Below are 25,485 nucleotides of genomic sequence, written 5' to 3'. Positions count from 1 at the left end.
TTCTCCTCCTCTGTGGTGTTTGGTTTTATGTGGTGTAATTCTATTATGTCGCAGTGGAGGAAAATATAAAAGCCTAACGGCTTAAAAATTAGACAAATCAATGCTTGTGGAATTCTGCAAGCGACTAAAGCAATACATAATACAAGGAGGATTATAATGGATATGTTTAATGATGTAACAGTGGTAAAAAAAGCGAATATATATTTTGATGGAAAGGTTACAAGTAGAACTGTAATTTTTCAAGATGGAGAAAGAAAAACTTTGGGAATTATGATGCCAGGTGAATATGAATTTGGAACAGAAAAAAAGGAGCTTATGGAAATTGTTGCAGGAACCTTGGAGGTAAAATTGCCAGGTAGTAATGATTGGATTCTAATTCGTGAGGGAGAAACTTTTGAAGTTGCTGCAAACTCTAAATTCCAATTAAATGTAAAAGAATTAACCGATTATTGCTGTTCTTATATTCAAGATTAGAAATCAGTCATAAAAACAACGATATAAAAAATAACTCTAGGAATTAGGTGCTTAGAGTTGTTTTTTTGTGTTGGAAAAAATGTAATATTTAGTTATAATAAGGATTGATATGATATAATTTGATATATTTTGAAAGAAGATAAATACATTATAAATGGGAGGTACATATATGAAATATAATTCAGATCATTATTATAGAATTGCCTGTGGTATCATGATGATTGTTCTAATACCATTTTGGTTTTTGACTGCTGAAGCAAATCAACTTAAACCTGGGGATATGGTAATTATCGCAATAATCATCGGAAATGAGTATTCTTATATTTTCCCAAGGCAGGCTATGAAACTGTATGAAGAAATATTATTTCAATCATTTGTTGAAAGAATTAGCGGTATAATTGAAATTTCAATATTTATTATTTTTAGTATACTAGAGAGTTATAACTTTAGTATAGGGAATTTTATACCATTAATTGTATTTGTAATAGTATACTTTGTATGGCTTTCTGTATTCCAAAAGCAGTCAGTTATGATAGGAGAGAAAAATATTATTATTGGAAATAAGTTTATTTCACATGATATGGTACAGTCAGTAGCATATGAAAAAAATTCAATATTGATAAAAACCAATACACAATCGTTTAAGATAAGTAACTGGGCTATTAATAATCAAAGATGGAAACTAGAACAAATTTTAAAACAAATAACTGAGGAAGGGATTGAAGAAAAATTTATATAATGCAATCTGACAAATAATTTTTTATAATACGATTTATCAAAAATCTATTTACATATTTGTAATTATGTAAACTAGACTTCAAATGTAAACTTAAATCAAACTCTCGAAATACTCTAGTATATAAATTTATTTTAAAATATTATTTAATTTTTATTTTGAACAATTTCTTATAAGGATATAAAAATTTAATAATCTTTCAAAACAAACTTATATATTCAGATATTTTATAAAATTTTAGGGTAAAGTATATATAGGGCTAAAACAGTACCATAGGTGTAATTCAGAGAATTTCAGCTTATATATATCATTGCAAGATGTATTGACATAATATCAAAAATATGGTATATAAAAAGTAGTTGTTAGCACTCGCTCATAAAGAGTGCTAACAATTTTAACAAAGTGTCATAAATATGGTTTTTAGTTTGAAGGGAGAGACTTAAAATGGAAACAAAACAGTTTAAAGCAGAGTCTAAAAGACTCTTAGATCTTATGATTAACTCAATTTATACTCACAGGGAAATTTTTTTAAGAGAACTTATTTCTAATGCCAGTGATGCAATTGATAAAATTTATTATAAAGCATTAACGGATGATTCGTTAACTTTTGAAAAAGATAGCTATTATATTAAAGTATCTATTGACAAGGAAAACAGAATAGTTAAAATTTCCGATACTGGTATTGGAATGACAAAAGAAGAACTAGAGGATAATCTTGGAGTTATAGCAAAGAGTGGATCTTTGAAATTCAAAAAAGAAAATGAATTGAAAGATGGATATGATATAATTGGTCAGTTCGGTGTTGGCTTCTATTCTACATTTTTGGTAGCTGATAAGGTTACTGTTATAAGTAAGGCTTTTGGTAGCAATGAAGCTTACAAATGGGAATCCAAAGGTGTAGATGGTTATACTATTGAACCATGTGAAAAAGATTCTGTTGGTACAGAAATTATACTTAAAATAAAAGAAAAAACAGAAGATGAGAACTTTGATGAATACCTAGAGGAGTATAAATTAAAGTCTATAATTAAGAAATACTCTGATTTTATTAGATACCCAATAAAGATGGATGTAACTAAAACAAAGCTTAAAGAGGGTAGTGAAAAAGAATACGAAGATTACATAGAGGAAGAGATTACAAATAGTATGATTCCTATATGGAGAAAAAACAAGAAAGAACTTAATCAAGAAGATTATGATAATTTCTATTCTGAAAAACACTACGGTTTTGATAAACCTATAAAACATATTCATATTAGTGTTGAGGGTTCAGTAAGTTACAATGCAATTTTATATATTCCAGAAAAGACTCCGTATGATTTCTATACAAAAGAGTATGAAAAAGGTTTAGAGTTGTATTCAAATGGCGTTTTAATTATGAATAAGTGTGCAGATTTATTGCCTGACTATTTTGGGTTTGTAAAAGGCATAGTTGATTCAGAAGATTTGTCTCTTAATATATCAAGGGAAATACTACAACATGATAGACAATTAAAGCTTATCGCTAAAAATATAAAAAATAAAATAAAAAATGAATTACAAAGCATATTAAAAAATGAAAGAGAAAAATATGAAAAATTCTATGAATCATTTGGAAGACAATTGAAATATGGCATTTATAGTGATTTTGGAAGCAATAAAGATGAATTACAAGATTTATTAATGTTTTATTCATCAAAAGAGAAAAAAATGGTCACTTTAAATGAGTATGTTTCCAAAATGCCAGAGGATCAAAAATATATTTATTATGCTGCTGGGGAATCACTTGAAAGAATTGAGAAATTGCCACAAACAGAACTACTATTAGATAAAGGATATGAAATATTATACTTTACAGATGATGTAGATGAGTTTGCTGTAAAAATGTTAATGACATATAAGGATAAAGAATTTAAATCTGTATCAAGTGGTGACTTGGGTATAGAGACAGAAGAAAATGAAAACTCATCTAGTACCGATGATAAAGAAAATAAAGAATTGTTTGAACATATGAAGAATATTCTATCAGATAAAGTTAAAGATGTTAGGTCATCAAAAAGGTTGAAAAATCATCCTGTATGTTTGTCAAACGATGGTGAGCTTACAATTGAAATGGAAAAAATACTAAGTGCTATGCCTAATAATCAGAACATAAAAGCAGATAAAGTATTAGAGATAAATGTAAATCATGATGTATTTAAAGCATTAAGAGAAGCTTATGAAAAAGATAAAGATAAGCTTAAGTTATATACAGACTTATTATATAATCAAGCATTACTTATAGAAGGGTTAACGATAAATGATCCAGTAGAATTTACAAATAATATATGTAAAATAATGCTATAGGTAAGTAATGCTAAGTTAAAAGAAAACATATGGCAACATCAATAGAGTAGAGTCCTTGAGTGTAGAGAATACACTTGAGGACTTTTTTGTTATATCTCCACCAGAGAAATTTATATGCAGGGGAAAATTCTGAGGTAACTTTAAAGACATAATGATTAGCTTAATATGAAAGGAAGCTTATTTACATATTTATAATTATGTAAACTAAATTTTAAATGTAAACTCAAATTAAACTTTCGAAATACCCCAAAATATAAATTCGCTTTGAAATATTACTTAATTTTTATTTTAAACAATTTTTTATAAGGATATAAAAATTCAATAATCTTTCAAAACAAACTTATATATAGCTTTTATAAAAAATAAGGTGAGAGTGCATATGTGGACATATGAGAAAAAAGCTTGTAAAATATTAGTATATTTGAGAGAATAAGTGACACTGTGGTTGGGACATAAATTGAAAAGAGAAATTGTCACTATAAAAATGGAAAAGTGTAAATGGAAGTATCTTCAAAAATACTATATATTATAGACATAAGGGGAGAACAAAGTGATGATTAAAGAAAGAACTTTAGGAATAGTTAAATATTTGTATAGTCAACATGGTAGGTTTATAAGTAGTAATGAACTATCAGAAGCAATAGGTGTCAGCAGTAGAACTATTAAAAGGGGTATAAAAGATTTAATAATAGAATGTGATGATAAAGGATACAAAATTCTCAGTTCAAATAAAGGATATTGCCTAAATGTTTTTGATAAGACACTATTTTTAAAAAATTTTAATATTAAATCAAGTAAAAAGTTAGATGAAGTAAAAGCATCTAATAAAAACAGAGTTATACTTAATGCTTTAATATTAGTTTTAAAAGATTATGTAACTACGGATGAAATATCAGAAAAATTATATGTGAGCAGATCAACTGTAAGTAAAGACATTGGAGAAGTAAAAAGAGTATTAAAGTCATATAATATCCAGTTATTAAATAAACCATATTATGGCTATTTTACGGAAGGGAAAGAAGATGATAAAAGAAGGTTTATAGTAAGTTATTTAGAAGAGGTATTGTTGAAAAACACGGAATATTTCGAAGAAATAAATGGGATTAAATTGGTTGAATATGAAGTGATTAAAAAGCATATAACAAAAATTTTAGTGAAAAATAATATATTTAAACCTGATAACCATTTAAATCTTATACAAAGATATGTTTATGTAAATATAATAAGACTCATGAACAATAAGCAAATTAAACTTGATGAAAGTGAAAAAATAACTTTAGACTTGAAAACAATAAATACTGCTAAAGAAATAACAAATTTTATAAGCTGTAAAGTTAATAGGGAAATTTCTATGGATGAACTTGTTTATACATCTTTTGTAATAGGAAATTCTTACTTGGATAACAGTCTATGTTTAACAAATGAAGAACTAATTTTAAAGGACACAAATTTATTGGATTTGATAAATAAATTTATGTTACAGATAAAAAAAGTTATGAAGCTTGACTTTACTAATGATTTTCAGCTTATAAACGGCCTATTTGCTCATATTAATTCTTCTTTGGGAAGGTATTCAATTAAAACAACTTTGGATAATCCTATGCTTGAAATCATAAAAACAAAATACATAGAGTCATATAATTGTGCGTTATTATGCAATGAAGTTATTAAAGAAGAATTGTTATTAATGCTCAGTGAAAACGATATAGGATATATTGCCCTTCATTTTGCAGCAGCTATGGAAAGAAGACAAGGCAGCATATCAAAAATATGTGTTATTTGTGAAAATGGTATTGGGTTTTCTCAACTTATAAAATCGAAACTGGAAGAAAAGATATCTAATATACAAATAGTAAATACAATTCCAAGATATATGTTAACTTCACTGGAAAAAAACGAGTATGATTTAATTGTTACAACTGTTAATTTAGAAGAAAATTATACAGATATCCCAATTGTAAGAATTAATTACGATTTGGATGAAACCGATATCTTAAATATTAAAACTGCAATTGATAATTCTAATATTATTAAATCCTTTTTTTATAAAATTCCAAAAGAATTATTTTTTGCAAATGCAGATTATGAAAGTAAAGAAGAGTTAATGCACCATGTTCTAAATATAATGTTAGAAAAAGAATATCTTTCTGAAACTGAAATTAAAGATATTATGAAAAGAGAAGAATTATCAGAAACGGTTATAAATAATGTAGTAGCATTGCCACATTGTATAAAGACAGGAAATAGCACTGGGGCAATAATTACATTAAAAAGACCTGTACTGTGGGGAAGCAAAGAGGTAAGGCTTGTAATTATATCTTGTATAAATCCTAAAATTGGTATAGAAAAGAGGTTATTTCCTTTAATTAATAATAAAACAAAGAGTAATAAGAAAATAGAGAAATTAGTGAATTCAAGAGATTTAGAAGAATTTTGTGTGAATCTCACAAGATGATGGAGGGATAATATGATAGAAATAACTTTAAATAATGTAAGCTTTGTAACAGAAAAGGTTTCAAAAGAAGAAGTGTTAAATAATTTTTCAAATATGGCAATGGAGAATAACTGCATAGAAGATACTAAGTTCTTTTTAGAAGGGTTATTTGAAAGAGAGAATGAATTTTCTACTGGAGTTGGATCAAAGGTAGCAATACCACATTGTAAATCAGAAACAGTGAAAAAAGCATCTGTATTTATACAAAGATTTTCTAATGGAGTAGAATGGGAGGCTTTAGATGGACAACCGGTTGAGCTTGCCATATGTTTAGCAGTTCCAGAGAATGAAGCAGGTACAACACACCTTAAGCTATTATCCAATATTGCAAGAAGTCTTATAAATAAAGATTTTGTAAATAAATTATTAAGTCTAGATAAAAAAGAAGATCTTGTTAATGAAATGAATGGAATAATAAATGGTTAAATTTCATGAATTGCTAAAATAGCTTTTGTTATTAACAAATAAACAAAGGCTATTTATTTTAATAAATATATGAGGTAATTTAAGGGAGGAATAAGAAATGAGTAAGAAAGTTTTAGTTACAGCACATTCAGGCTGTATGAATACGCCTATGAATAGCTTAGAGTATATTAAAAAATCTATTGAGCTAGGAGCAGATATAATTGAGGTTGATATTAGATTTACAAAAAATAATGAAATATTATTAAGTCATAATGAACTAGAAGAAGAGAAAATTGATTCTTATTTAAGGCTGCAGGACGTAATAGATATAGTTAAACCACATAAAGATATTAAATTAAATCTTGATATGAAAGAATTTGATAAATTTGATGTTTTAGAAGCTGTAATTATTGATTGTGATATGGTTGACAGAGTATTTTTATCAGGAGTAAAACCACCAGTGGTACAAAGATTAAAAACTATTAACTATAAACTAAAATATCTGGTTAATTATAGATTGGATTGCTCAAGAAATACAGATATAGATTATTTGAATGAAATTGCAAAAGATATAAAAGAATTAGGCGCTTTTGGAGTTAATCTACATTACCCAAGAGCAAGTCGTGAGCTTATAAAAACTTTACATCATATAGGGAAGTTTGTTAGTGCTTGGACAGTTGATGATGAAGAAACAATGGATAAACTAATTGAAATGGAAATTGATTCAATATCAACAGATAGAATAGATATATTAATAGAAAAAGTAAAGAATCTGAATAAATAAACTAAGTTTTAGAAAGCAAGGAGAATGGATGAGATGAAAATATTATTAGAAGAGTCTAATACCATAGACTCTACATTTGAAAAAGAGCACATAACATATGAATGTACTTTGGCAAAAGAATATAAAAAATTAAAAGTAATATTTGAGTATAGTCCTAAATGTTTAGAGGATGAAAAACAAGTAAAAATATTAGTGGAAGAAGCTTTGGAAAAATATGTTGAAGGTGAAGAATTAGAAAAAGAAAAACAAAACTGGGCAAATCGTAAATCTTTATCAAACTTATTAACAGTATCACTTGATGATAAGAACGGGTTTAGAGGCTGTGTCCACAGAAAAGATAATAAACAAGAACTCATAATTAGTGAGGAAGAAGCAACTGAAGGGTTAATACAAGGAGTTATTCCACCAGGTATTTTTAAAATCACTATAAGTGTACATGCCTTAGTAACAAGGGAATGTAGTTATAAATTATATTTATATGATATGGAGGAGAATTATGATTAATTGGATACCATATGAGTTGCATACTCATACGAATCACAGTGATGGAAAACATACATTAATGGAATTAGCTTTGAGTGCAAGTAAGTTAGGACTTAAAGGAATAGCAATGACAGATCATAACACTATATCAACATATAAAGATATAGAGAATATGAAGAATATTGCTAATATAAATATACTTAAAGGTTTAGAATGGACAACATTTTATGGACATGTGCTATTATTGGGATTAAAAGAATATGTGGATTGGAGAGATATAACTAAAGAAAATTTTTCGAAAAAAATACAGGTTGCTAAAGGAAAAGTAGAATTAATAGGAATAGCACATCCTTTTAGAATTGGAAGTCCCATAGCTACAGGATGCTATTTGGAGTATACAGTAGAAGATTGGAATAAAATAGATTATATAGAAGTATGGTCAGGTATGTTTCCAAGTATAAAACAACAAAATATACGAGCATTTAAACTATGGACAGAGTTGTTAAATAAAGGCTTTAGAATATCGGCAGTTTCAGGTAGGGATTGGCATAAGAGCACACCAGAGGATAAGTATATAGCAGCTACTTATATTGGTATAGATAGTGAAAAAGGCCATAAGGATAACTCTATATTTGAAGCTATAAAAAAAGGATGTTTATCTGTTTCTTTAGGACAAGTACTAACTATAGATGTACTATCAGGAGAAAAAGCTTGGACTATTGGAGATAAAATTAGTAAGTTTCAGTTAAACAATAACTTAAAAGTAAGTATTAATATTATGGAAAGTAGTATCAACGTAAAGCATAATATTGATAAAGAAACATTAAGAGTGAATATAAATAGTAATATTGGCAATATTGCTATGCCAAATTATGATGAAGAGGAAGTAGATATAACAGAAAATATAGATAGTATAAAATGGATAAGAGGAGAATTATATGGTGTAATAGATGGCGAAGAGGTTATGGTTTGTTTTACTAATCCAATTTATTTCAGTTAGATTAAAAGATTTATTTTATTAGTATATAGGTTAAATTAAATACTATTCATTGTATTGAAACTTCATCGAAGTTTTTTCATAAATTGATTATTGAACAATGAGTATTGATAATTGTAACATATATATCAAAGGAAAAGGTGGGGGATATGACAACTGAAGATATAGTAATAAGATTACTTTTAGCAATATTTATAGGCGGTTCGATTGGATATGAAAGAGAATTTAAAAATAGACCTGCTGGCTTTAGAACACATATTTTAGTTTGTATTGGAGCAACAGTGATATCATTAATACAAATTTCAATGGCAGAACATGTGATTCAAATGATAACTATTAATCCAAAATTAGGGGATGTTTTAAAGGTTGACTATGCAAGACTAGGAGCTCAAGTAATAACAGGAGTTGGTTTTTTAGGTGCAGGAACAATATTACATACTAAGGGGTCTATAAAAGGATTAACAACAGCAGCCTCTTTATGGGTTGTAGCTTGTTTAGGATTAGCAATAGGAATGGGATATTATCTTATAAGCATATGTGGTACTATAGCTGTAGCTATAACCTTAGAAACTTTAAAAAGATTCCAAAAAAGATTTATAACAAAATCACAGACTAAAAAAATGGAAATTCAATATGTAAATAAGGAAGAGGCTTTTAAATATATAGATAAATTATTTGCTATAAATGCCATAAAAATAAAAGAATTAGAGGAGTGCAGCTGTGATAAAGTTGAATTAGAAGATAAGTATGCACAAGATGGAGCTAATATATATACTTTAAGTGTGCCCAAATATATTGAAGCTAATGAACTTATAAAGCAATTAAGCCTAAATAAGAATATATTAAAAGTAAGAAATGTTAATTGAATATAGAGGTTTTAAATAGGGTTATTACTAATTCGTTTGGTGATAGCCTTTTTTATATTACATATATGGAAATAGATTGCATGGTGTATAACTGTGATAGTGCCATAATTTACACCTATAAATTGTCACCTTAGAGGCACAAAATAGTAAATTGAAATACGTTTACATACAAGATATAGTATACATATAGAGATGAAATTTGAATAAATGTTAAAACAAGGAAAACAAAAACAAATTTAGGAGGTAGACGGTTATGAAAAAAATAGTAGGATTATGTGCATGTCCAACAGGTATAGCACATACATACATGGCTGCAGATGCAATTGAGGCAGCAGCAAAAAAATTAGGACATAAGAGTAAGGTAGAAACCCAGGGATCAATAGGTATAGAGGAGAAATTAACTAAAAAAGATTTAGAAGAGGCCGATTTGATAATTATTTCAGCTGCAATAAAAATTAGAGAAGTTGAAAGATTTGAGGCATTTGAAGATAAGATAATAAGAGTTCCACTTCAAAAGACTATAGCTAGTATTGATAAAATTATAAAAGAAAAGTTAGACTAAAATAAATTAAAAGGAGTTGGGGTTATGAGTAAAGAAACTGTGAAAGAAAAGTGGGCAGTTCTCCAAAGCCACTTAATGACGGGTATTTCATATATGGTTCCAGTTATAGTTGCATCAGGTACTATAATGGGTATAAGTGTATTAGTTGGACAAGGAATGGGTTTTAATGCTGGAGATCCTAAATTACTTGAAAGTACTAATGAATTAATAAGCTTTTTTGCATGGGCAAAACAAGTAGCTGGTAAAAATTTAATGGGATTGATGTTCCCAATATTCTCAGCTTTTGTGGCATATTCTATAGCAGACAGACCAGGTTTAGGACCAGGTTTCTTAGGTGGACTATTAGCACAGTTAATGGGGTCTGGATTCTTAGGAGCAATGTTAATAGGTTTCTTAGCAGGGTATGTAGCTGATTTCTTAAACAAAAAAGTAAAAGTAAAAAGAACTTATATTGGTATAAAGACTATGTTTATCATACCTGTTGTTGGAGCCTTAGCAGTTATAATTCTGAGTAGATATTTAGTTGGACCCATAGGTATTGCTTTTACAAAAGCAATTACATCACTTATAAATGGCGTTGGTGATACTGGTGGTACTGTTCTATCCGGAATCTTTGGAGGCGCCATGGGATTTGACTTAGGAGGACCAATTAACAAAACTGCAAATACACTATCAAAACAATTAACAATAGATACTAATTTTACACAAACTCCAGTTATATTAGGAGCTATAATTCCACCAATAGGATTAGGATTAGCTACTATCATAGATAAATATATAGTTGGAAAGAGCGTATTTCCACCAGAGTTAAAAGCAAGTGGTACTCCTTGCTTCTTACTAGGATTTTTAGGAATTTCAGAAGGTGCTATTCCATTTGCACTTTCAGATCCATTAGGAACAATTCCAATAAATGTAATGGGATCAGCAATAGGTGCTGCTATGTCATATACCTTTGGATGTTGGGCTTACATTGGAGTTCCATGGGGATTTTATGGATGGCCACTAATAAAAAATATAGTAGGATTTTTAATTTCATTAGCAGTAGGAGTTGCATTTGTAGCTGTTGCATCAGTATTTAGAAGAAATTATATATATAAAAAACAGTTAGCCGAAGCTGAGGCTGAGGCTGCAGCTGAAGTTTAAATCATAATTAAATAATAAAACTAAAGGCAATTGATTATTCAGTTGCTTTTAGTTTTTAGAAAGGTAGATTAATAATGAGCCAGAATACAAAAATTTCAGTAATGCCTCACACTCATTGGGATAGAGAATGGTATTTTCCATCTTCAAAATCATTAATATACTCATTATATAATTTTAAAGAAGTAATGGACTACTTAAAGAAAGATAAAAACTTCAAATACTTCTTATTAGATGGTCAAGTATCTATAATAGATGATTATATAAAATATAATCCAGAAGATGAAGAACTAATTAGAAGTTTAATTTCTGAAGGAAGATTACTTGTAGGACCTTGGTATACTCAAACAGATTTATTAGTTATAAGTGGAGAATCGATAATTAGAAATATTTTTTATGGAATGAATAGAGCAAAAAAATTAGGAAAGTGTATGATGGTTGGATATGTACCAGATTGTTTTGGACAATCGGCACAAATGCCACAAATATATAATGGTTTTAATATAAATAAAACAGCGTTTAGAAGAGGCTTATCAGAAACACAGATAAAAAAAACTGAGTTTTACTGGGAAGGCCCAGGAGGCAGTAAGGTATTTGCACACAATATTATTGATTATGGAAATATGATAAATCCGCCAAGAAATACTGAAAATATAAAAACTTATTTTGATGAGAAAATAAAAGAGTTAGGTGAGTTATCAACAAGTAATCATATAGTATTAATGAATGGTCAAGATCAGAGACCAATTAGGAAAGATTTATTAGAGATAATAAATAAAGCAAAAGAAGATGTGGGTTTTGATATTGAAATAAATTCTATTGAAAACATACTGGATACTTTAGAAAAAGAAGCAATTGATATAGAATGTTATAAAGGCGAGCTTACATTTGGACAAAAGAGCCGAGTGCATAAATCAATTTTCTCAACAAGAGCTGATTTAAAGATATTAAATAATAAAGCAGAGAATTTAATAACCAATATTCTAGAGCCAGTATGTACTATTGCATATAGCTTAGGGCAAAAATATAACACTAAGGTTATAGAAGAAATTTGGAAGCTTATGTTTGAAAATGCAGCTCATGATAGTATAGGAATGTGTAATTCAGATACTGTTAATGATGATATAAAAGCAAGATATAAAAGAATAAATAATTTAGCGCTTGATTTATTAGAAATAAATCAAAGGTTAATAGGACAAAGTATTGAAGAAAAAGATATTTTTCAATTCCAAGTATATAATCTCTTACCTTATAAAAGATCACAAGTTGTAAAGGCAAGACTATTTACACCAAGTGAGAATTTTAAAATAGTTGATTCAAATGGAAAAGAGCAGAAACACCATGTAATTTCCTCAAAAAATGTAACAGAAAAAATAAGAAAAGATTCTTTACATGAAATTGGAGTAAATGGGGATTATGTACCAAGATGGTCAAAGGATGATATAGAAATTTTTGATACAGAGATGTATATTATGGCAAATGAAATAGAAGGAATGGGATATAAAACATTATATTTTGAAAGTATATCAGAAAAAGTAGAAGAAACAGACATTACAAGAGAATACATAATAGAAAATCAATTTACACAAGTTGAAGTTTCAGAAGATGGAAATGTAACAATAAGAAATAAGATAGAGAAAAAGGAATTAACAGGGGTATTTATAATAGAGGATAGTGGTGATGATGGAGATAGCTATGATTATTCAGAACCAAGAGAAGATAGATATTACTATTCAAAGGATTCAAAGATAAGCAATATAAAGGTTAGTAGGAATAGTTTAGTTCAAGAAATAACATATGATATATGTATGGATATTCCCCAAAACTTAGTACAAAGAGCTAATAATATTCAAGATCAACAAATAGATATAAGAGTAAAAATTATGCTTACTAAAACTTCAGAAACAGTAGACTTTAATGTAACAATTGATAATAAAGCCATAGAACATAGAATGAGAGCACTATTTAAAACTGACATAAGTTCAACAACATCAATAGCAGATCAGCAATTTGGTTCAATAAAAAGAAAAACATATTTACCAGAGATTGAAATATGGGAAAAAGATAACTGGGTAGAAAAACCAAGAACTATAGAGCCTATGCAAAGCTTTGTTACCTTAAAAAATGCTGAATACGGATTAGCTGTATTTACTGATTGTGTACGAGAGTATCAAATAGTTGGAGAAAGCTTAGATACTATAGCATTAACTTTATTTAGATCAACTCCATATATGGGAAAGGAAGAATTACTTGACAGACCAGGAAGAGCTTCAGGTATGGAGTGGGAGACACCAGATGCAAGTTTATTAAGAAAGCTTACATTTAACTTTAGCTTAAGACTATATGAAGATTTAAATGAGAATCAGTTAGCAAAGCATGCTAGAGAAATATTTACGCCATTCTCAATTTATCAGGCAAGTAACTTTAAGAATAACTTCGAATACTTTATTTTGAATAAGAGTGAAGAGAGAAACACTCCTCAAGAGTACTCTTTATTAGAATTTAAAAATGAAAATTTAGTATTAAGCACATTTAAAAAGTGTGAAAAGAATGAAGGATATATATTAAGATTCTTTAATGGAAACATAAATGGTAATAAAACAGATGAAATTCTGTTAAAAGATATAAAAATAAAAGATGCGAAAGAAGTAATGTTGGATGAAGAAAGTGTTATAAAAGAATTAGAATTTACAGAGTCTATTAAAATTAATGCAAAACCATCACAATTCAAAACAATTTATATGGAGTAGTATATTAAAATATATAAGCTGTGTACTACTAATCCAAAAACACGTATTGTAAAATCCAATACGTGTTTTTTATAATCTTAAAATTTGTATGAATTAGGGAATTAGTAATAAAGTCTTCTAACTTACAACATTTATAGGTTTACCTCGAAGGAAAGAATCAATATTTTCAGCTAAGATATCAATAAGTCTTTGTCTGGATTCAAAACATTTCCAGCCTATATGTGGAGTGAGGATAACATTTGGCATTGAAAATAAAGGATTATCCAGTTTAGGTGGCTCAGGGTCCTGAACGTCAAGTCCTGCACCAGCAATTACTTTATTTTGTAGAGCTTCAATTAAATCAGTTTCTTTTATTATTGGTCCTCTTGAGGTATTTATAATAAATGCGGAAGGCTTCATCATTTCTAACTTTTGTTTATCTATAAGATATTTTGTATCAATAGTAAGAGGACAATGAATGGAAACAAAATCACTTTGTCTTAATAATTTTTCAAGAGATGCATTTTGTATATTAGAGTCTTTCCATTGTTTCGGAGTACGGCTGTAAACGAGTACATTCATTCCTAAAGCTCTAGCAATTTTCATTACCTGTTGTCCAATTGTTCCAGCCCCAATTACTCCAAGAGTCTTGTTTTGAATTTCTAAATGGGGTAACTGTAGATGTTTAGTAAAATTATCAAAATTATTATCTTTAATCATTATTTGCTGTGGAACTAATGAAGATATTAAATTCAACATAAAGGTAATAGCTAGTTGGGCAACTGCCTCAGTACTATAACCGGGAACATTGCAAACAGTAATATTTTTCTCTTTAGCAGCAGCAATGTCTATGTTATTATAGCCTGTGCCAGCTTCACAGATGAGCTTAACAGAAGGTGGAAATTGACTAATCAAATCTCTTCCAATAGGTAATTCTTTAGTAATTACAATATTTTGATTTTTAACTCTTTCTAAAATTTCTACATTGGTACTTTCTTCATATTTTGTGAAATTAGTTAGGTTTATTAATGGTAATAAATTAAGTTTGTTATCGAAGTCTAATTTAGCACAATTTAAAAATACTGTATTTTTCATGGCTACCTCCTGATGTTATATATTTGCAATTATTATACTTTAGGTCTATACAGTTGTCAAAATATTTGGAGCAGTTATACAGAATAAAACTCCTTAAGAAGTAAAGAAAAGTAACAAATAACTAAGATAGATAATATTATACATTATGGGGGGGTGGGGCCAGTAAGGGAAAAACCAGTATTGGAGATGATATTATGAAAAAACCGATGTATGCAGCAAGTCTTCCGGAAATAGTAGATAGAATACTTGATAAAGGATTAGTAATCGACTTTTGGATAGCATTAAGTCTTCTAAGAATAGAATTATTAAGAATTAGCGGTAGAGTAGTAGTTGCTAGTATTCCAACTTGGCTTGATTATGTTTGGATAGATTATGCAGATGCTATATGTTAAGAAGAAACTTAACAGTTAATAATATTATTGTTATTGGATAGTGTATTCACTGGGTTGATTTATTTCAACCCAGTATCATATATAAATTGAAACTTAGCTTCAGGTAAAAAACATTATATGACTCTACTTGAGAAGATTAAGTTTGTGTAACCAAAAATAGGTATGTGAATAATATGTAATAGGAAGTTGATTAACTTCAATTTATTGCTTAAATTACATGGAGGTGTTTTTATGAAAAAATCATTAAATAGCTCAAGCTTAGCAGAAGTAATCGATAGAATACTTGATAAAGGTATTGTAATTGATTTATTCGCAAGAGTATCTTTAGTAGGAATAGAATTATTAGGAGTAGAAGCAAGGGTAGTAATAGCAAGTGTTCAAACATGGCTTAACTATGCAGACGCTGTTGGTTTGTTAAAAAATGATTTGGTAACTGCATAGATTTAGTAAAGATAAACTTTGGTTTAGTTTGGTATGCCATTTCAATAGAAATCATATAAATAAAAGGAGGTGAATTTATGAAAAAATCATTAAATAGCTCAAGCTTAGCAGAAGTAATCGATAGAATACTTGATAAAGGTATTGTAATTGATTTATTCGCAAGAGTATCTTTAGTAGGAATAGAATTATTAGGAGTAGAAGCAAGGGTAGTAATAGCAAGTGTTCAAACATGGCTTAACTATGCAGACGCTGTTGGTTTGTTAAAAAATGATTTAGTAACTGCATAGGAGTATATAAACTTATTATTTCTATTTATTTCAGGAAGACAATAAACTGGGTTCTGGACTTGACCCAGTTTATTGTCTGCTAAATATTTATTCTAAAAAGTATGGAGGCTTAAAAATGAATGAATTTAATGCGTATAAAAATGTACTTAACATAGATACGAATGAGAAATTTGTAGAAACTCCATATATAAAAAAGTTAACTGCAAGAACATTTTATTATATGAATGCAGGGTTTCCAATTCATTTAAAAGGAGCAGCAGGAATAGGAAAAACAGCACTAGCATTTCATATTGCAAATAAAATCGGAAGACCTATAATTTTTGCTTCAGGAAGTGACGAATTTAATGAAGCTGACTTATTAGGCGAATATAATGGGATAAAGATAACTTCAGTAGCAGATAACTATATAAGTTCAGTTTTTAAAAAAGAGCAGGAGATGAAAAAAATTTGGTTGGATGGTAAGTTATTAACTGCGTGTAAAAATGGCTACACTTTTATATATGATGAATTTACAAGAACAAGGCCAGAGATAAATAATGTATTATTGCCTGTATTAGAAGAAAAAATGGTTGATATGTCTAATGCTTATATAGGAAATTCATATGTTAAGGTACATGAAGATTTTAGAATAATATTCACAAGTAATCCAGAAGAATATATAGGAGTTTATAAATCTGCTAATGCTTTAACAGATAGAATGATAACTATAGATATGGATAGCATTGATTTTGAAACAGAAATTAAAATTGTAATGGCTAAGACAGGAATTAATATTAAAGATTCTGAAAAAATAGTAAACCTAACTAGAGTTATTAGATATCTTATACAAGATAAAATGTGGGTTTCATTAAGAAGCAGCATAATGCTTGCAAAGATAATTAAAGATAATAGGATAAGAATAGATAAATCAAATGAATTATTTAGACAAATATGTAGAGATATATATAATTCTTCAAGTGTTGCAACCAATATGAGTTTCACTGAAAAAGATAACTATTACAAAGTAATAGATAAGGGAATAGATCAAGCTTTTAAATAATATAATTATAAAAATGGTTAAGTTTGATTTGGACTTAACCATAAATATTGGGAGGGATTTTTAGTGGTTGTTCAGGTTGCAAATGAGGTTAAACGCTTTTTTAATAATGTTATTGGTAAAGAGTGTAGAATTCTTACCGTTATAAAAGAGGGTGAAGACTGGAGAGTTGTTTGTGAAGCGGATTTAGATAAGGACTATACTGTGAGAAAAGGGATGGGGGAAATTGTTGAAATATACGAAGTGTTTGTAAATGATAACTTGGATATTTTGGGATATGAACTAAATGAAACAAAGAAAAAAGCGCAGTTATATGAAAGAGATTAGGAGGAATTAAATATGAGACATAATGACAGGGACGATACAGGAATCGATTCTATCTTTAAGGGATTGGGCAAGTTTATTAATATTGTGGCTGATATGATGGAAAATGAAGAAGACGAATTAGATATTAGTGGAAACATAAATGATCCTTCAAAGAAAACTAATATAGTAGGTAAATATGGGGTTAATATAAGACTAGGAGCAGATAAAATAAGCCATGGAAATAGAATAAATAATTTAGATAAAATAAAGGATAATCTTATTGAAAAGAAGGAGCAAATAGAAAAAAAAATGGAACCAGCAGTGGATATTTTTGATCAGAATGATAAGGTTATTGTGGTTTTGGAAATGCCTGGAATCAAAGAAGAAGATATTCAATGTAAATTAGATGAGAAGATAATTAAAGTTAGAGCTTTAGGAAATGGTGTTTTTTATAGTAAAGATATAAAGCTTAAATTTAACCCATCAAGAGATAAAATTAAGACTAAGCTTAATAATTCAATATATTCAATAATAATAGATAAGTAAGATTAATATCAAGAGGTGTATATATGGAAGAAGAGAAAAAACAATATTCTGTAAAAGTTGCTGAAGCTTTAAATAATGACGTTGGAAAGGCAATAATTAGAGTTGATTCTAAAATAATTTTTGAGATGGGAGCAGCAATAGGAGATATCGTGGAAATTAAAGGTAAAAGCACGGCAGTAGCTAGAGTGATGCCGTGTTATGATTCATTTAAGGACAAAAATTTAATTCAAATGGATGGAATACTTAGAGAAAATTCAGGTGTAGGTTTAGATGAATATGTTACTATAAATTTGGCAAATACACAAAATGCCAAAAGTATTATTTTAAGTCCAGTGGGTAAAAATTCATCTACTCATAATAATGAGGATATAAAGTATATTTCAAAAATGCTTGGAGGAATACCTGTAATAAAAGGTAACAACATAAGGGTAAAATCATTAGGATATTCTTATCAAGACTATGAAGTTGTCAATACAATTCCAGAGGGAATCGTAATAATAAATAATTCTTGTAATATAAAAATAAAAAAACAAGGTGGAATAAAAAAAGATAGTAGAGTTGCTTATGAGGATATTGGAGGGTTAGGAAAACAGGTTGACAGAATAAGAGAAATGATAGAACTTCCACTAAAATATCCAGAAGTATTTAACAGATTAGGAATTGAAGCCCCTAAAGGAGTTTTATTATATGGGTCACCTGGTACAGGAAAAACATTAATTGCAAGAGCTGTTGCCAATGAAACGGATTCTTATTTTATTCATGTAAATGGACCTGAGGTTATCAATAAATATTATGGAGAAAGTGAAGCAAGACTGAGAGAAATATTTGAAACTGCCAGCCAAAAATCGCCTAGTATTATTTTCCTTGATGAAATAGATGCTATTTCTCCAAATAGAGAGGATGTAAAAGGAGAAGTAGAAAAAAGAGTTGTGGCACAGCTTTTAGGTTTAATGGATGGATTAAAGGATAGAGGACAGGTTATTGTTATAGGAGCAACCAACATACCTAATGCCCTAGATCCAGCTCTGCGCAGACCAGGAAGGTTTGATAGAGAAATTGAAATAGGAGTTCCAGACAAAAATGGTAGACTTGAAATTCTTCAGGTGCATACAAGAGAAATGCCTCTGGATGATGATGTAGATTTAAATAAATTAGCAGATTTAACTCATGGTTTTGTAGGCGCAGATTTACAGTCATTGTGTAGAGAAGCTGCTATGACAGCACTTAGAAAAATCTTTCCTCAAATTGACTTTTCCACATCTAATATACCATATGATGAATTAATGAAATTAAAGATTACTATGGATGATTTTTATACTTCACTTCACGATATAGAACCATCAGCAATACGAGAGGTTTTTGTAGATATTCCTAATGTATCTTTTGATGATATAGGAGGATTAGAGAGGATAAAAAGTGACATAACAAAAACTTTAGTCTGGCCTGAACAATATTCAGAATTATATAAAAAGTTTGGATGCAAGACTCCAAAAGGAATACTTTTTTATGGCGCACCGGGTACAGGAAAAACATTAATGGCAAAAGCAATTGCATCTTTAAGCAATGCTAATTTTATATCTGTAAAAGGTCCGGAATTATTATCAAAATGGGTTGGCGAATCTGAAAAAAGCTTAAGAGAAATTTTTAAGAAAGCAAAACAAGCAGCTCCGTGTATTATATTTTTTGATGAAATTGATTCTATTTTACCTACGAGAAACGGCAAATCAGATAATAATACAATGGAAAGATTAGTATGTCAGATGTTGACAGAAATTGACGGTATAGAAGATTTAAATGGGGTTCTGCTAATTGGAGCTACCAATAGATTAGATATGGTTGAACCAGCTCTTTTAAGACCAGGTAGATTTGGTATGATTTTAAAATTTGATGAGCCAAACTTAGAGGATAGAATAGAAATATTTAAGATTCATTTAAGAGGAAAACCAATTGCAGATGATGTTGATTTAGTTAAACTATCTGAAGCGGCAGAAGGATATACTGGAGCAGATATCATGGATGTTTGCCAACAAGCTGCATTAGCAGCTATGACAGAGTATGTCTATGCTCTTCAAGAAGATAGTCATTATAACGGTGATGTAGTTATTTATTCAAGACATTTTGAAAAAATTATAAAAAGTAGGTGATTAAATGGCAAAAATGGGCAAGTACTTATATGGTTTTATTAAAGAAGATCAAAGAAAGACCTTTGGAAATTCAGAAATAGGAAACCTTAATGCACCTGTATATACAGTTTCTTATAAAGATATTTCAGCAGTAATGAGTGATGCCCCTATGATGGAGTATGATCCAAAAAGAAAAAATATTATTGCTCATCAGAATGTACTTACAAAAATCATGGATAAATACACAATTATCCCAGTAGCATTTGGTACTGTAGCTAGTAACAAAAAGGATATAGAAACTCTTATGCAGTGTAACTATTATAAGTTGATAAATGCTATAAAATATTTAGAAGATAAGATGGAAGTAGGACTTAAAGTTACTTGGAAAAAAGATATGTTTAATAATGATATTGAAAATAAAGGTATTAAAAAACTAAAAAAGATAGTTGCTGATAGAGATGAAAATGAAGTTTTATCAGAAAAAATTGAATTAGGAAAACAGGTAGAACAATCCATTATAGAAAAGCGTGATGAATATATTAAAAACATATTTAGGGGTCTAGAACATTTGGCTGTTGAAAGTAAGCTTAAAGATGATTTAGCAATTAAAACTGTATTCAATGCATTTTTCCTAATAGAAAAGTCTAATGAAGATGTGTTTGACAAAGAAGTAGGTGAAAAGTTTAAGAAATATGAAGATAGATTAAATTTTAGCTATACTGGACCATGGCCTCCTTATAATTTTATAGATATTGATTTAGATTTGAGCGCTCTAAAAAGGTAAGAAGGAGCTGATGTGATGAAAATTTTAGATGGGGTATACAAAGTAATTGAAGTTATTTATGATGAAGCGGAGAAAGAATGGTTAGATGAAGAAAAATACAAACATATATTGAGTGATTTATACGAGAAGCTTGAAAATGATGAAATAAGTGAAGAAGAGTATGAAGAACAAGAAAATGATATACTGGAAAGATTAAAAGAAATTAGAGAATATAAAAAAGAAAATAATAGTTAACATATATGATGTGAAAAGCCTTTCAAGCAACTTTACACCAAGTTCATGAAGGGTTTTTAAGTCATGTATGTCTTCGTTTTTATGTGTTGACTTTAAGAATATTCATCCATACTTTTAAATATAAATAGTTATAGATAAGAAAGGAACGGAGAACTGAAGAGTCTGTATTTCACATATAAAACAAAAAGGGGGAATTATAGGATGATAGAACCGAGTCGTGACAAAAATGAAAGAGGAAGTTTGGTAGATGTAATTGACCGGCTTTTAGATAAAGGAATGGTAATTAATGCAGATATTACCGTATCTGTAGCAGGAGTAGAGCTTTTAGGTGTAAAGGTAAGAGCTGCATTATCCTCATTTGCTACTGCAGCAAAGTATGGTCTTGAATTTCCATCAGGTACTAATACAGATACTGCTGCTTGGCAGGAGGCACAATCTGGGGTAGAAACATGTCCTCAGTGTGGTAAAGAAGTAAGTAAGGAGGAATTGCTAAATGAGTGCTGTCCTTGGTGTGGTTGGATGAGTGCAAAAGCTAAAATGAAATTAGAAAATAAAGAAGTGACAGCAAAACAAAAAGCAGCTGTTCCTATTCCTTAAAAATAAGGAGGAAACAGTATGGATCAGTCTAGAGAAAAAATAAGTTTATTCTTGGATGCTTTGGATGAGAAAAGTAGAAAAATATTTTGGTATTTTAGGTGGCACAGACATGTAAGAATTACTGAGTTGACTAAGATTATTAATGAATCTACCGATATGGAGAATTTATACAGATTAAGGGAGATAATTAATCCAACAGCGGTAAAAATTTTTGGTAGACCTGTATTGGAATTTAGCAAATCTAGAATTGATCCTGTTACTGGAAAAAAAGTGCTTTTCAATTGGTGGTTGGCAGACATTTTAGAAGAAAATGAATCACTAACGGGAGCAGTAGGAAAAACTTTGGTAGATCTTTTCGAGGAGGATGATCATATTACTATTGTTTCTCAGATATCACCATCAATTAAAGTAAAAGATATTGCAAAGGTAGAGTATAGAAATGGGATATTAAGTGTTAAAATAGACAAATTCAGGTAAGTTTAAATTTATAATAGAAGATGTAACACAGCAATATATACTCAGTTTATGTATGAAAGAAGGGATTATAGTTATGCCACTTGATATAAGTGAGGATAATTTAAAGCATGGATTACTAGGATTAATTATGGCTTTAGTGGAAATAATCAGGGATGCTTTGAAACACCAAGCGCGTGAAAGAATAAAAAGTGGGATTTTAAATAGTGAAGAGATAGAGAGACTAGGAAATGCTTTAATGGACCTTGATATAGCCATTGAGAATATAAAAGAAGAACAAGGAATTACTGAATCAGTTAAAGGGATAAGAGATGGATTGGACGAGATTGTTGACGATGTTGTAGATAGGCTCCTTAATCCTGAAAGATGGGAAGAAGAAGTTGAGTAATAAAATCTTTAAGAGAAAGTAGGGATAAGTATGGAATATCTGTATATAGCTATGTTTTTAAAAGAGATTGGAATGGATATTAGTGAATCAAATATACAAAAGATATTTACTGCCTTGAATGAGGAAGCTGATGATGATAAAGTACAGCTTCTAATTCCTGCATTGTCTATTCTTAAAAATGAAAAAACAAAAAAAGTAAACAAAAAAAATCAAATTTGTGATTTTCAGCAATTAAATGATTTGCAAAAACGGTTTGAAAGTGTGCAAAAATGTATGACAAACATGGATGACAGATTGGCAAAAGATAAAGATAAAGATAAAGATAAAGATAAAGATAAAGAGCAACAAACAGTAATTCGTAAAGAAAACTTAGAAAAGGAAAAGAATAAAGAAATTTTTGAAGAAAAGGAGATTGAACTTGAAAAAGTAGTTGAAAATGAACCTGTTCAGCTAGCTGAACATAATAAAAAAGATACTATGACTGAAGCCGATTATGAAGGTGACATGGTTCATGAATTACCTGCTAGATATGTATATGGTGTATCTGATGGAGGAATAAGAGAAAATTTAGGAACAATAGGTATTGAGGGTGCTGAGGTTTACACTATACCATACAAAGATATGTGTATTGTTGTTCATGACTGCTCACCAGAGCCATACCAATCAGAGGATGAGGAAATTGTAAAAGAATGGCTTTTTGCACAGCAGGGAGTATTGGATGTTATTGGTGAAAGGTTTGGAACTGTGCTTCCTATGAGCTTTGATATGATTATAGAAGGAAAGGTCGGAAGTGATCCTGAAGAAGAAGTAAAACGTTGGTTAGAAGAGAATTATGATGATTTTTATCAAAAGATAAGTAAACTTAGAAATAGGCAAGAATATGGAGTACAAGTTATGGTAGATACAAAAGTTTTAGGTGAGAAACTTATTGAAACAGATGAAAAATTGATGGCAAAAAAGAAAGAAATTGATGCTAAACCACAAGGAATAGCTTATATGGAAAGAGAGATTTTTAAGGATTTGATAAAGGAAAGGATTGAGGATAAATCAGACGAGTATTTTAAAGAGTTTTACGGTATGATTAAAAATTGTACAGATGATATTGTAATAGGAAAAACTAAACAAGTTGAAGGAACTAATAAAATGATTATGAACTTGTCTTGTTTAGTAAATAAGGAAAGAGTTTCTGAATTAGGTGAAGAGCTTGAGAAAATTGAAGGTAATGATGGTGTATCAGTACGCTTTAGCGGACCATGGGCACCTTTTAGTTTTGTTACTCCTGAAAAAGGGTGAGAAAAGTGAGGACAATTAATTTAAATAAAGGCGAAAAAATCGTCTTACAGATTAAAGGTACATTGAAATCAATATATTTATATCACCAAGGAGAGCTATTTCTTACTAATAGACGGTTACTTTTTATTAATATGGCTAGGGAATTATTTGAAATCAGTCTTGATAGCATACTGGAATTAAAAATTTTAAAAAAAGCTTGGATATTAGGTGTTAGAGTAAAACAGTTATGTATTATTTTCAAGTGTGGAAGAGGAAGAATGAGACGAGTATATATAGTTTTGACTCAACCAGAAAAATGTAGTGAAATGATAAAAAAAAGTATGACACTTATGATGGCTGAAAGGTGGGGTTATAATGGAGCCAACACGGAGTCCACAAGCAACTCTCAATGACCTGTTGGACAGAATCCTTGATAAAGGTATTCTACTGAATACAGATCTTATTATATCTGTATCAGGTATTCCATTACTAGGTATTAATCTAAAACTGGCTCTGGCAGGAATGGAAACAATGCTGCAATACGGTATTATGAAGGACTGGGATGAAGCCCAGCGTGCTATTGCTGCAAAAGAAGAGCAACTTGAAAGACCTCCTATGGCAGAAGATGAACATATTATTTTTTCTGTTTTTGGTACTCATTGGTATAGCAAAGGTATATATGAAACCTGGAGAGCAGGAACAATATACGTTACTAATAAAAGAATAGTTATGTTTAGAAAAATACCAGCTGAGGTTCTATTTGAAACATCATATGAAGAAATAAGAGCTATGGCACTAAAAGAAAGACCTCACTATACTGGTGTTACAAGACAAGAACTTCATCTTTTACTAAAAGAAGATGAGGTAGCACAACTGCATACTAAGGATGTTGGGATATTAAAAGAAACTATAGAAAATATTATGAAGAAAGAAGGATTTAGTTTAGAAGAAAATTCTACTGTACCTGATAAGAAAGATGAGTCCTTAACATTCCTACAACCAGAAGAGGATATAGCTTATGAAGGTAAGATGTGGTATCTAATGGATCTTAAAGTTGATGGAAATACAAATTATCAATGGAAACCAGGTCATTTATATCTTACAGATAAAAGGTTGTGTTGGTGGTATGATTTTGATAAAAAGCTAGTTTGTGATATTCCTGCTGATAGTCTTATAAATGTTGTGATAGAAGGAAGTGGATTTGGAAATAGTTTGGTAGGAGAAAAATCTTTAATCATATTATACCGAGATGGAACAGAAAATAAAGTAGTCTGTTTCTCTGGAGATGAAACTTCCTTAAAAGAATGGGAGAAGGTTATTGGGGAATATACAAAAGAACAGGAAAATGAAAAAAATACAGATACATGCCCAAATTGCGGAAGAAGAGCATCAAGAGAGAGTTTATTAGAAAAAGGATGTTCACGTTGTGGATGGATGAGTTATAGAATAGAATAATATTTTAAAAATGAGAAGGTTTGTTCATAGCTCTTAATAACACGGTAAGAGTAAATGGGA

At 29.5% G+C, this 25,485-nt stretch carries 28 protein-coding genes; 27 read left to right on the top strand and 1 reads right to left on the bottom strand.

Going from position 1 to position 25,485, the window contains the following annotated elements; translation table 11 throughout:
* Nucleotides 1-156 precede the first annotated feature (156 nt).
* From ppnP to OIO11_RS04225, 12 genes are all read left to right on the top strand, one after another.
* Nucleotides 157-474: a pyrimidine/purine nucleoside phosphorylase gene (gene ppnP, locus OIO11_RS04280; RefSeq protein ID WP_268070131.1), complete on the top strand. Its 318-nt coding sequence runs from the start codon at nucleotides 157-159 to the stop codon at nucleotides 472-474.
* Nucleotides 475-643: 169 nt separating this feature from the next.
* Nucleotides 644-1,213 carry a hypothetical protein gene (locus OIO11_RS04275; protein WP_268070130.1) on the top strand — a complete coding sequence of 190 codons (570 nt, stop codon included), beginning with the start codon at nucleotides 644-646 and terminating at the stop codon, nucleotides 1,211-1,213.
* Nucleotides 1,214-1,654: 441 nt separating this feature from the next.
* On the top strand, nucleotides 1,655-3,535 hold the full coding sequence (gene htpG / locus OIO11_RS04270) for a molecular chaperone HtpG (RefSeq protein ID WP_268070129.1): 1,881 nt from the start codon (nucleotides 1,655-1,657) through the stop codon (nucleotides 3,533-3,535).
* Between the two features lie 553 nt (nucleotides 3,536-4,088).
* A complete protein-coding gene (locus OIO11_RS04265) occupies nucleotides 4,089-5,990 on the top strand; it encodes a BglG family transcription antiterminator (RefSeq protein ID WP_268070128.1) in 1,902 nt (633 codons plus the stop codon).
* A 12-nt stretch (nucleotides 5,991-6,002) separates the two neighbouring features.
* Nucleotides 6,003-6,455 carry a fructose PTS transporter subunit IIA gene (locus tag OIO11_RS04260; protein ID WP_268070127.1) on the top strand — a complete coding sequence of 151 codons (453 nt, stop codon included), beginning with the start codon at nucleotides 6,003-6,005 and terminating at the stop codon, nucleotides 6,453-6,455.
* 97 nt (nucleotides 6,456-6,552) lie between these two features.
* Nucleotides 6,553-7,218 carry a glycerophosphodiester phosphodiesterase gene (locus tag OIO11_RS04255; RefSeq protein WP_268070126.1) on the top strand — a complete coding sequence of 222 codons (666 nt, stop codon included), beginning with the start codon at nucleotides 6,553-6,555 and terminating at the stop codon, nucleotides 7,216-7,218.
* A gap of 33 nt (nucleotides 7,219-7,251) precedes the next feature.
* Nucleotides 7,252-7,722, top strand: coding sequence for a hypothetical protein (locus OIO11_RS04250; RefSeq protein ID WP_268070125.1), 471 nt, complete (start codon nucleotides 7,252-7,254; stop codon nucleotides 7,720-7,722).
* Complete coding sequence (locus OIO11_RS04245) at nucleotides 7,715-8,701, top strand: CehA/McbA family metallohydrolase (protein ID WP_268070124.1); 987 nt, start codon at nucleotides 7,715-7,717, stop codon at nucleotides 8,699-8,701. The genes OIO11_RS04250 and OIO11_RS04245 overlap by 8 nt, the downstream gene beginning before the upstream one ends.
* 146 nt (nucleotides 8,702-8,847) lie before the next feature.
* On the top strand, nucleotides 8,848-9,564 hold the full coding sequence (locus tag OIO11_RS04240; RefSeq protein ID WP_326497914.1) for an MgtC/SapB family protein: 717 nt from the start codon (nucleotides 8,848-8,850) through the stop codon (nucleotides 9,562-9,564).
* Nucleotides 9,565-9,817: 253 nt separating this feature from the next.
* Nucleotides 9,818-10,126: a PTS fructose transporter subunit IIB gene (locus tag OIO11_RS04235; RefSeq protein WP_268070123.1), complete on the top strand. Its 309-nt coding sequence runs from the start codon at nucleotides 9,818-9,820 to the stop codon at nucleotides 10,124-10,126.
* 24 nt (nucleotides 10,127-10,150) lie between these two features.
* On the top strand, nucleotides 10,151-11,269 hold the full coding sequence (locus tag OIO11_RS04230) for a PTS fructose transporter subunit IIC (protein ID WP_268070122.1): 1,119 nt from the start codon (nucleotides 10,151-10,153) through the stop codon (nucleotides 11,267-11,269).
* A 74-nt stretch (nucleotides 11,270-11,343) separates the two neighbouring features.
* Nucleotides 11,344-14,016 carry a glycoside hydrolase family 38 C-terminal domain-containing protein gene (locus OIO11_RS04225; RefSeq protein WP_268070121.1) on the top strand — a complete coding sequence of 891 codons (2,673 nt, stop codon included), beginning with the start codon at nucleotides 11,344-11,346 and terminating at the stop codon, nucleotides 14,014-14,016.
* Nucleotides 14,017-14,133: 117 nt separating this feature from the next.
* Here OIO11_RS04225 and OIO11_RS04220 read toward each other — a convergent pair whose 3' ends face one another.
* Entirely contained in the window at nucleotides 14,134-15,090 is a 957-nt protein-coding gene (locus tag OIO11_RS04220) for an NAD(P)-dependent oxidoreductase (RefSeq protein ID WP_268070120.1), read from the bottom strand.
* Nucleotides 15,091-15,284: 194 nt separating this feature from the next.
* On the opposite strand from OIO11_RS04220, the gene gvpJ reads away from it, so the two are divergent.
* The 15 genes from gvpJ to OIO11_RS04145 all read left to right on the top strand — a co-directional run bounded on the left by gvpJ (nucleotide 15,285) and on the right by OIO11_RS04145 (nucleotide 25,425).
* Nucleotides 15,285-15,482 carry a gas vesicle protein GvpJ gene (gene gvpJ, locus OIO11_RS04215; protein ID WP_268070119.1) on the top strand — a complete coding sequence of 66 codons (198 nt, stop codon included), beginning with the start codon at nucleotides 15,285-15,287 and terminating at the stop codon, nucleotides 15,480-15,482.
* A gap of 231 nt (nucleotides 15,483-15,713) precedes the next feature.
* On the top strand, nucleotides 15,714-15,923 hold the full coding sequence (gene gvpA / locus OIO11_RS04210; RefSeq protein WP_268070118.1) for a gas vesicle structural protein GvpA: 210 nt from the start codon (nucleotides 15,714-15,716) through the stop codon (nucleotides 15,921-15,923).
* 77 nt (nucleotides 15,924-16,000) lie between these two features.
* A complete protein-coding gene (gene gvpA, locus OIO11_RS04205) occupies nucleotides 16,001-16,210 on the top strand; it encodes a gas vesicle structural protein GvpA (protein WP_268070118.1) in 210 nt (69 codons plus the stop codon).
* Between the two features lie 115 nt (nucleotides 16,211-16,325).
* The gene (gene gvpN, locus OIO11_RS04200; RefSeq protein WP_268070117.1) at nucleotides 16,326-17,249 is read left to right on the top strand and encodes a gas vesicle protein GvpN; all 924 of its coding nucleotides are present in this window, start codon (nucleotides 16,326-16,328) and stop codon (nucleotides 17,247-17,249) included.
* A 63-nt stretch (nucleotides 17,250-17,312) separates the two neighbouring features.
* Complete coding sequence (locus OIO11_RS04195) at nucleotides 17,313-17,573, top strand: hypothetical protein (RefSeq protein WP_268070116.1); 261 nt, start codon at nucleotides 17,313-17,315, stop codon at nucleotides 17,571-17,573.
* A 12-nt stretch (nucleotides 17,574-17,585) separates the two neighbouring features.
* A complete protein-coding gene (locus OIO11_RS04190) occupies nucleotides 17,586-18,098 on the top strand; it encodes an Hsp20/alpha crystallin family protein (protein WP_268070115.1) in 513 nt (170 codons plus the stop codon).
* 23 nt (nucleotides 18,099-18,121) lie between these two features.
* A complete protein-coding gene (locus tag OIO11_RS04185; RefSeq protein ID WP_268070114.1) occupies nucleotides 18,122-20,242 on the top strand; it encodes a CDC48 family AAA ATPase in 2,121 nt (706 codons plus the stop codon).
* A gap of 4 nt (nucleotides 20,243-20,246) precedes the next feature.
* Nucleotides 20,247-21,005 (top strand): GvpL/GvpF family gas vesicle protein, encoded by a 759-nt coding sequence (locus OIO11_RS04180; protein ID WP_268070113.1) that lies wholly within the window; start codon nucleotides 20,247-20,249, stop codon nucleotides 21,003-21,005.
* A gap of 15 nt (nucleotides 21,006-21,020) precedes the next feature.
* Nucleotides 21,021-21,239, top strand: a complete 219-nt coding sequence (locus OIO11_RS04175) for a gas vesicle protein GvpG (protein ID WP_268070112.1) — start codon at nucleotides 21,021-21,023, stop codon at nucleotides 21,237-21,239.
* 201 nt (nucleotides 21,240-21,440) lie between these two features.
* Entirely contained in the window at nucleotides 21,441-21,836 is a 396-nt protein-coding gene (locus tag OIO11_RS04170) for a gas vesicle protein (protein ID WP_268070111.1), read from the top strand.
* Nucleotides 21,837-21,854: 18 nt separating this feature from the next.
* Nucleotides 21,855-22,313, top strand: coding sequence for a hypothetical protein (locus OIO11_RS04165; protein ID WP_268070110.1), 459 nt, complete (start codon nucleotides 21,855-21,857; stop codon nucleotides 22,311-22,313).
* Nucleotides 22,314-22,365: 52 nt separating this feature from the next.
* Nucleotides 22,366-22,698 carry a gas vesicle protein GvpK gene (gene gvpK, locus OIO11_RS04160; protein ID WP_268070109.1) on the top strand — a complete coding sequence of 111 codons (333 nt, stop codon included), beginning with the start codon at nucleotides 22,366-22,368 and terminating at the stop codon, nucleotides 22,696-22,698.
* Between the two features lie 30 nt (nucleotides 22,699-22,728).
* Nucleotides 22,729-23,991: a GvpL/GvpF family gas vesicle protein gene (locus OIO11_RS04155; protein WP_268070108.1), complete on the top strand. Its 1,263-nt coding sequence runs from the start codon at nucleotides 22,729-22,731 to the stop codon at nucleotides 23,989-23,991.
* A gap of 5 nt (nucleotides 23,992-23,996) precedes the next feature.
* A complete protein-coding gene (locus OIO11_RS04150) occupies nucleotides 23,997-24,383 on the top strand; it encodes a hypothetical protein (RefSeq protein WP_268070107.1) in 387 nt (128 codons plus the stop codon).
* Nucleotides 24,346-25,425, top strand: a complete 1,080-nt coding sequence (locus OIO11_RS04145) for a gas vesicle protein (protein ID WP_268070106.1) — start codon at nucleotides 24,346-24,348, stop codon at nucleotides 25,423-25,425. The genes OIO11_RS04150 and OIO11_RS04145 overlap by 38 nt, the downstream gene beginning before the upstream one ends.
* Nucleotides 25,426-25,485 lie beyond the last annotated feature (60 nt).

This window comes from Clostridium sp. ZS2-4 (genome assembly GCF_026719745.1).
In the GTDB taxonomy this organism is placed as follows: Bacteria; Bacillota; Clostridia; order Clostridiales; family Clostridiaceae; genus Clostridium_H.
This window is presented reverse-complemented; position numbering and strand designations above follow the sequence as displayed.

What these genes read in the sequence shown, in the direction of transcription:
- ppnP (WP_268070131.1), top strand. Translation starts at nt 157, where the DNA reads ATGGATATGTTTAATGATGTAACAGTGGTAAAAAAAGCGAATATATAT.
- OIO11_RS04275 (WP_268070130.1), top strand. Translation starts at nt 644, where the DNA reads ATGAAATATAATTCAGATCATTATTATAGAATTGCCTGTGGTATCATG.
- htpG (WP_268070129.1), top strand. Translation starts at nt 1,655, where the DNA reads ATGGAAACAAAACAGTTTAAAGCAGAGTCTAAAAGACTCTTAGATCTT.
- OIO11_RS04265 (WP_268070128.1), top strand. Translation starts at nt 4,089, where the DNA reads ATGATTAAAGAAAGAACTTTAGGAATAGTTAAATATTTGTATAGTCAA.
- OIO11_RS04260 (WP_268070127.1), top strand. Translation starts at nt 6,003, where the DNA reads ATGATAGAAATAACTTTAAATAATGTAAGCTTTGTAACAGAAAAGGTT.
- OIO11_RS04255 (WP_268070126.1), top strand. Translation starts at nt 6,553, where the DNA reads ATGAGTAAGAAAGTTTTAGTTACAGCACATTCAGGCTGTATGAATACG.
- OIO11_RS04250 (WP_268070125.1), top strand. Translation starts at nt 7,252, where the DNA reads ATGAAAATATTATTAGAAGAGTCTAATACCATAGACTCTACATTTGAA.
- OIO11_RS04245 (WP_268070124.1), top strand. Translation starts at nt 7,715, where the DNA reads ATGATTAATTGGATACCATATGAGTTGCATACTCATACGAATCACAGT.
- OIO11_RS04240 (WP_326497914.1), top strand. Translation starts at nt 8,848, where the DNA reads ATGACAACTGAAGATATAGTAATAAGATTACTTTTAGCAATATTTATA.
- OIO11_RS04235 (WP_268070123.1), top strand. Translation starts at nt 9,818, where the DNA reads ATGAAAAAAATAGTAGGATTATGTGCATGTCCAACAGGTATAGCACAT.
- OIO11_RS04230 (WP_268070122.1), top strand. Translation starts at nt 10,151, where the DNA reads ATGAGTAAAGAAACTGTGAAAGAAAAGTGGGCAGTTCTCCAAAGCCAC.
- OIO11_RS04225 (WP_268070121.1), top strand. Translation starts at nt 11,344, where the DNA reads ATGAGCCAGAATACAAAAATTTCAGTAATGCCTCACACTCATTGGGAT.
- OIO11_RS04220 (WP_268070120.1), bottom strand. Translation starts at nt 15,090, where the DNA reads ATGAAAAATACAGTATTTTTAAATTGTGCTAAATTAGACTTCGATAAC.
- gvpJ (WP_268070119.1), top strand. Translation starts at nt 15,285, where the DNA reads ATGAAAAAACCGATGTATGCAGCAAGTCTTCCGGAAATAGTAGATAGA.
- gvpA (WP_268070118.1), top strand. Translation starts at nt 15,714, where the DNA reads ATGAAAAAATCATTAAATAGCTCAAGCTTAGCAGAAGTAATCGATAGA.
- gvpA (WP_268070118.1), top strand. Translation starts at nt 16,001, where the DNA reads ATGAAAAAATCATTAAATAGCTCAAGCTTAGCAGAAGTAATCGATAGA.
- gvpN (WP_268070117.1), top strand. Translation starts at nt 16,326, where the DNA reads ATGAATGAATTTAATGCGTATAAAAATGTACTTAACATAGATACGAAT.
- OIO11_RS04190 (WP_268070115.1), top strand. Translation starts at nt 17,586, where the DNA reads ATGAGACATAATGACAGGGACGATACAGGAATCGATTCTATCTTTAAG.
- OIO11_RS04185 (WP_268070114.1), top strand. Translation starts at nt 18,122, where the DNA reads ATGGAAGAAGAGAAAAAACAATATTCTGTAAAAGTTGCTGAAGCTTTA.
- OIO11_RS04180 (WP_268070113.1), top strand. Translation starts at nt 20,247, where the DNA reads ATGGCAAAAATGGGCAAGTACTTATATGGTTTTATTAAAGAAGATCAA.
- OIO11_RS04175 (WP_268070112.1), top strand. Translation starts at nt 21,021, where the DNA reads ATGAAAATTTTAGATGGGGTATACAAAGTAATTGAAGTTATTTATGAT.
- OIO11_RS04170 (WP_268070111.1), top strand. Translation starts at nt 21,441, where the DNA reads ATGATAGAACCGAGTCGTGACAAAAATGAAAGAGGAAGTTTGGTAGAT.
- OIO11_RS04165 (WP_268070110.1), top strand. Translation starts at nt 21,855, where the DNA reads ATGGATCAGTCTAGAGAAAAAATAAGTTTATTCTTGGATGCTTTGGAT.
- gvpK (WP_268070109.1), top strand. Translation starts at nt 22,366, where the DNA reads ATGAAAGAAGGGATTATAGTTATGCCACTTGATATAAGTGAGGATAAT.
- OIO11_RS04155 (WP_268070108.1), top strand. Translation starts at nt 22,729, where the DNA reads ATGGAATATCTGTATATAGCTATGTTTTTAAAAGAGATTGGAATGGAT.
- OIO11_RS04145 (WP_268070106.1), top strand. Translation starts at nt 24,346, where the DNA reads ATGGAGCCAACACGGAGTCCACAAGCAACTCTCAATGACCTGTTGGAC.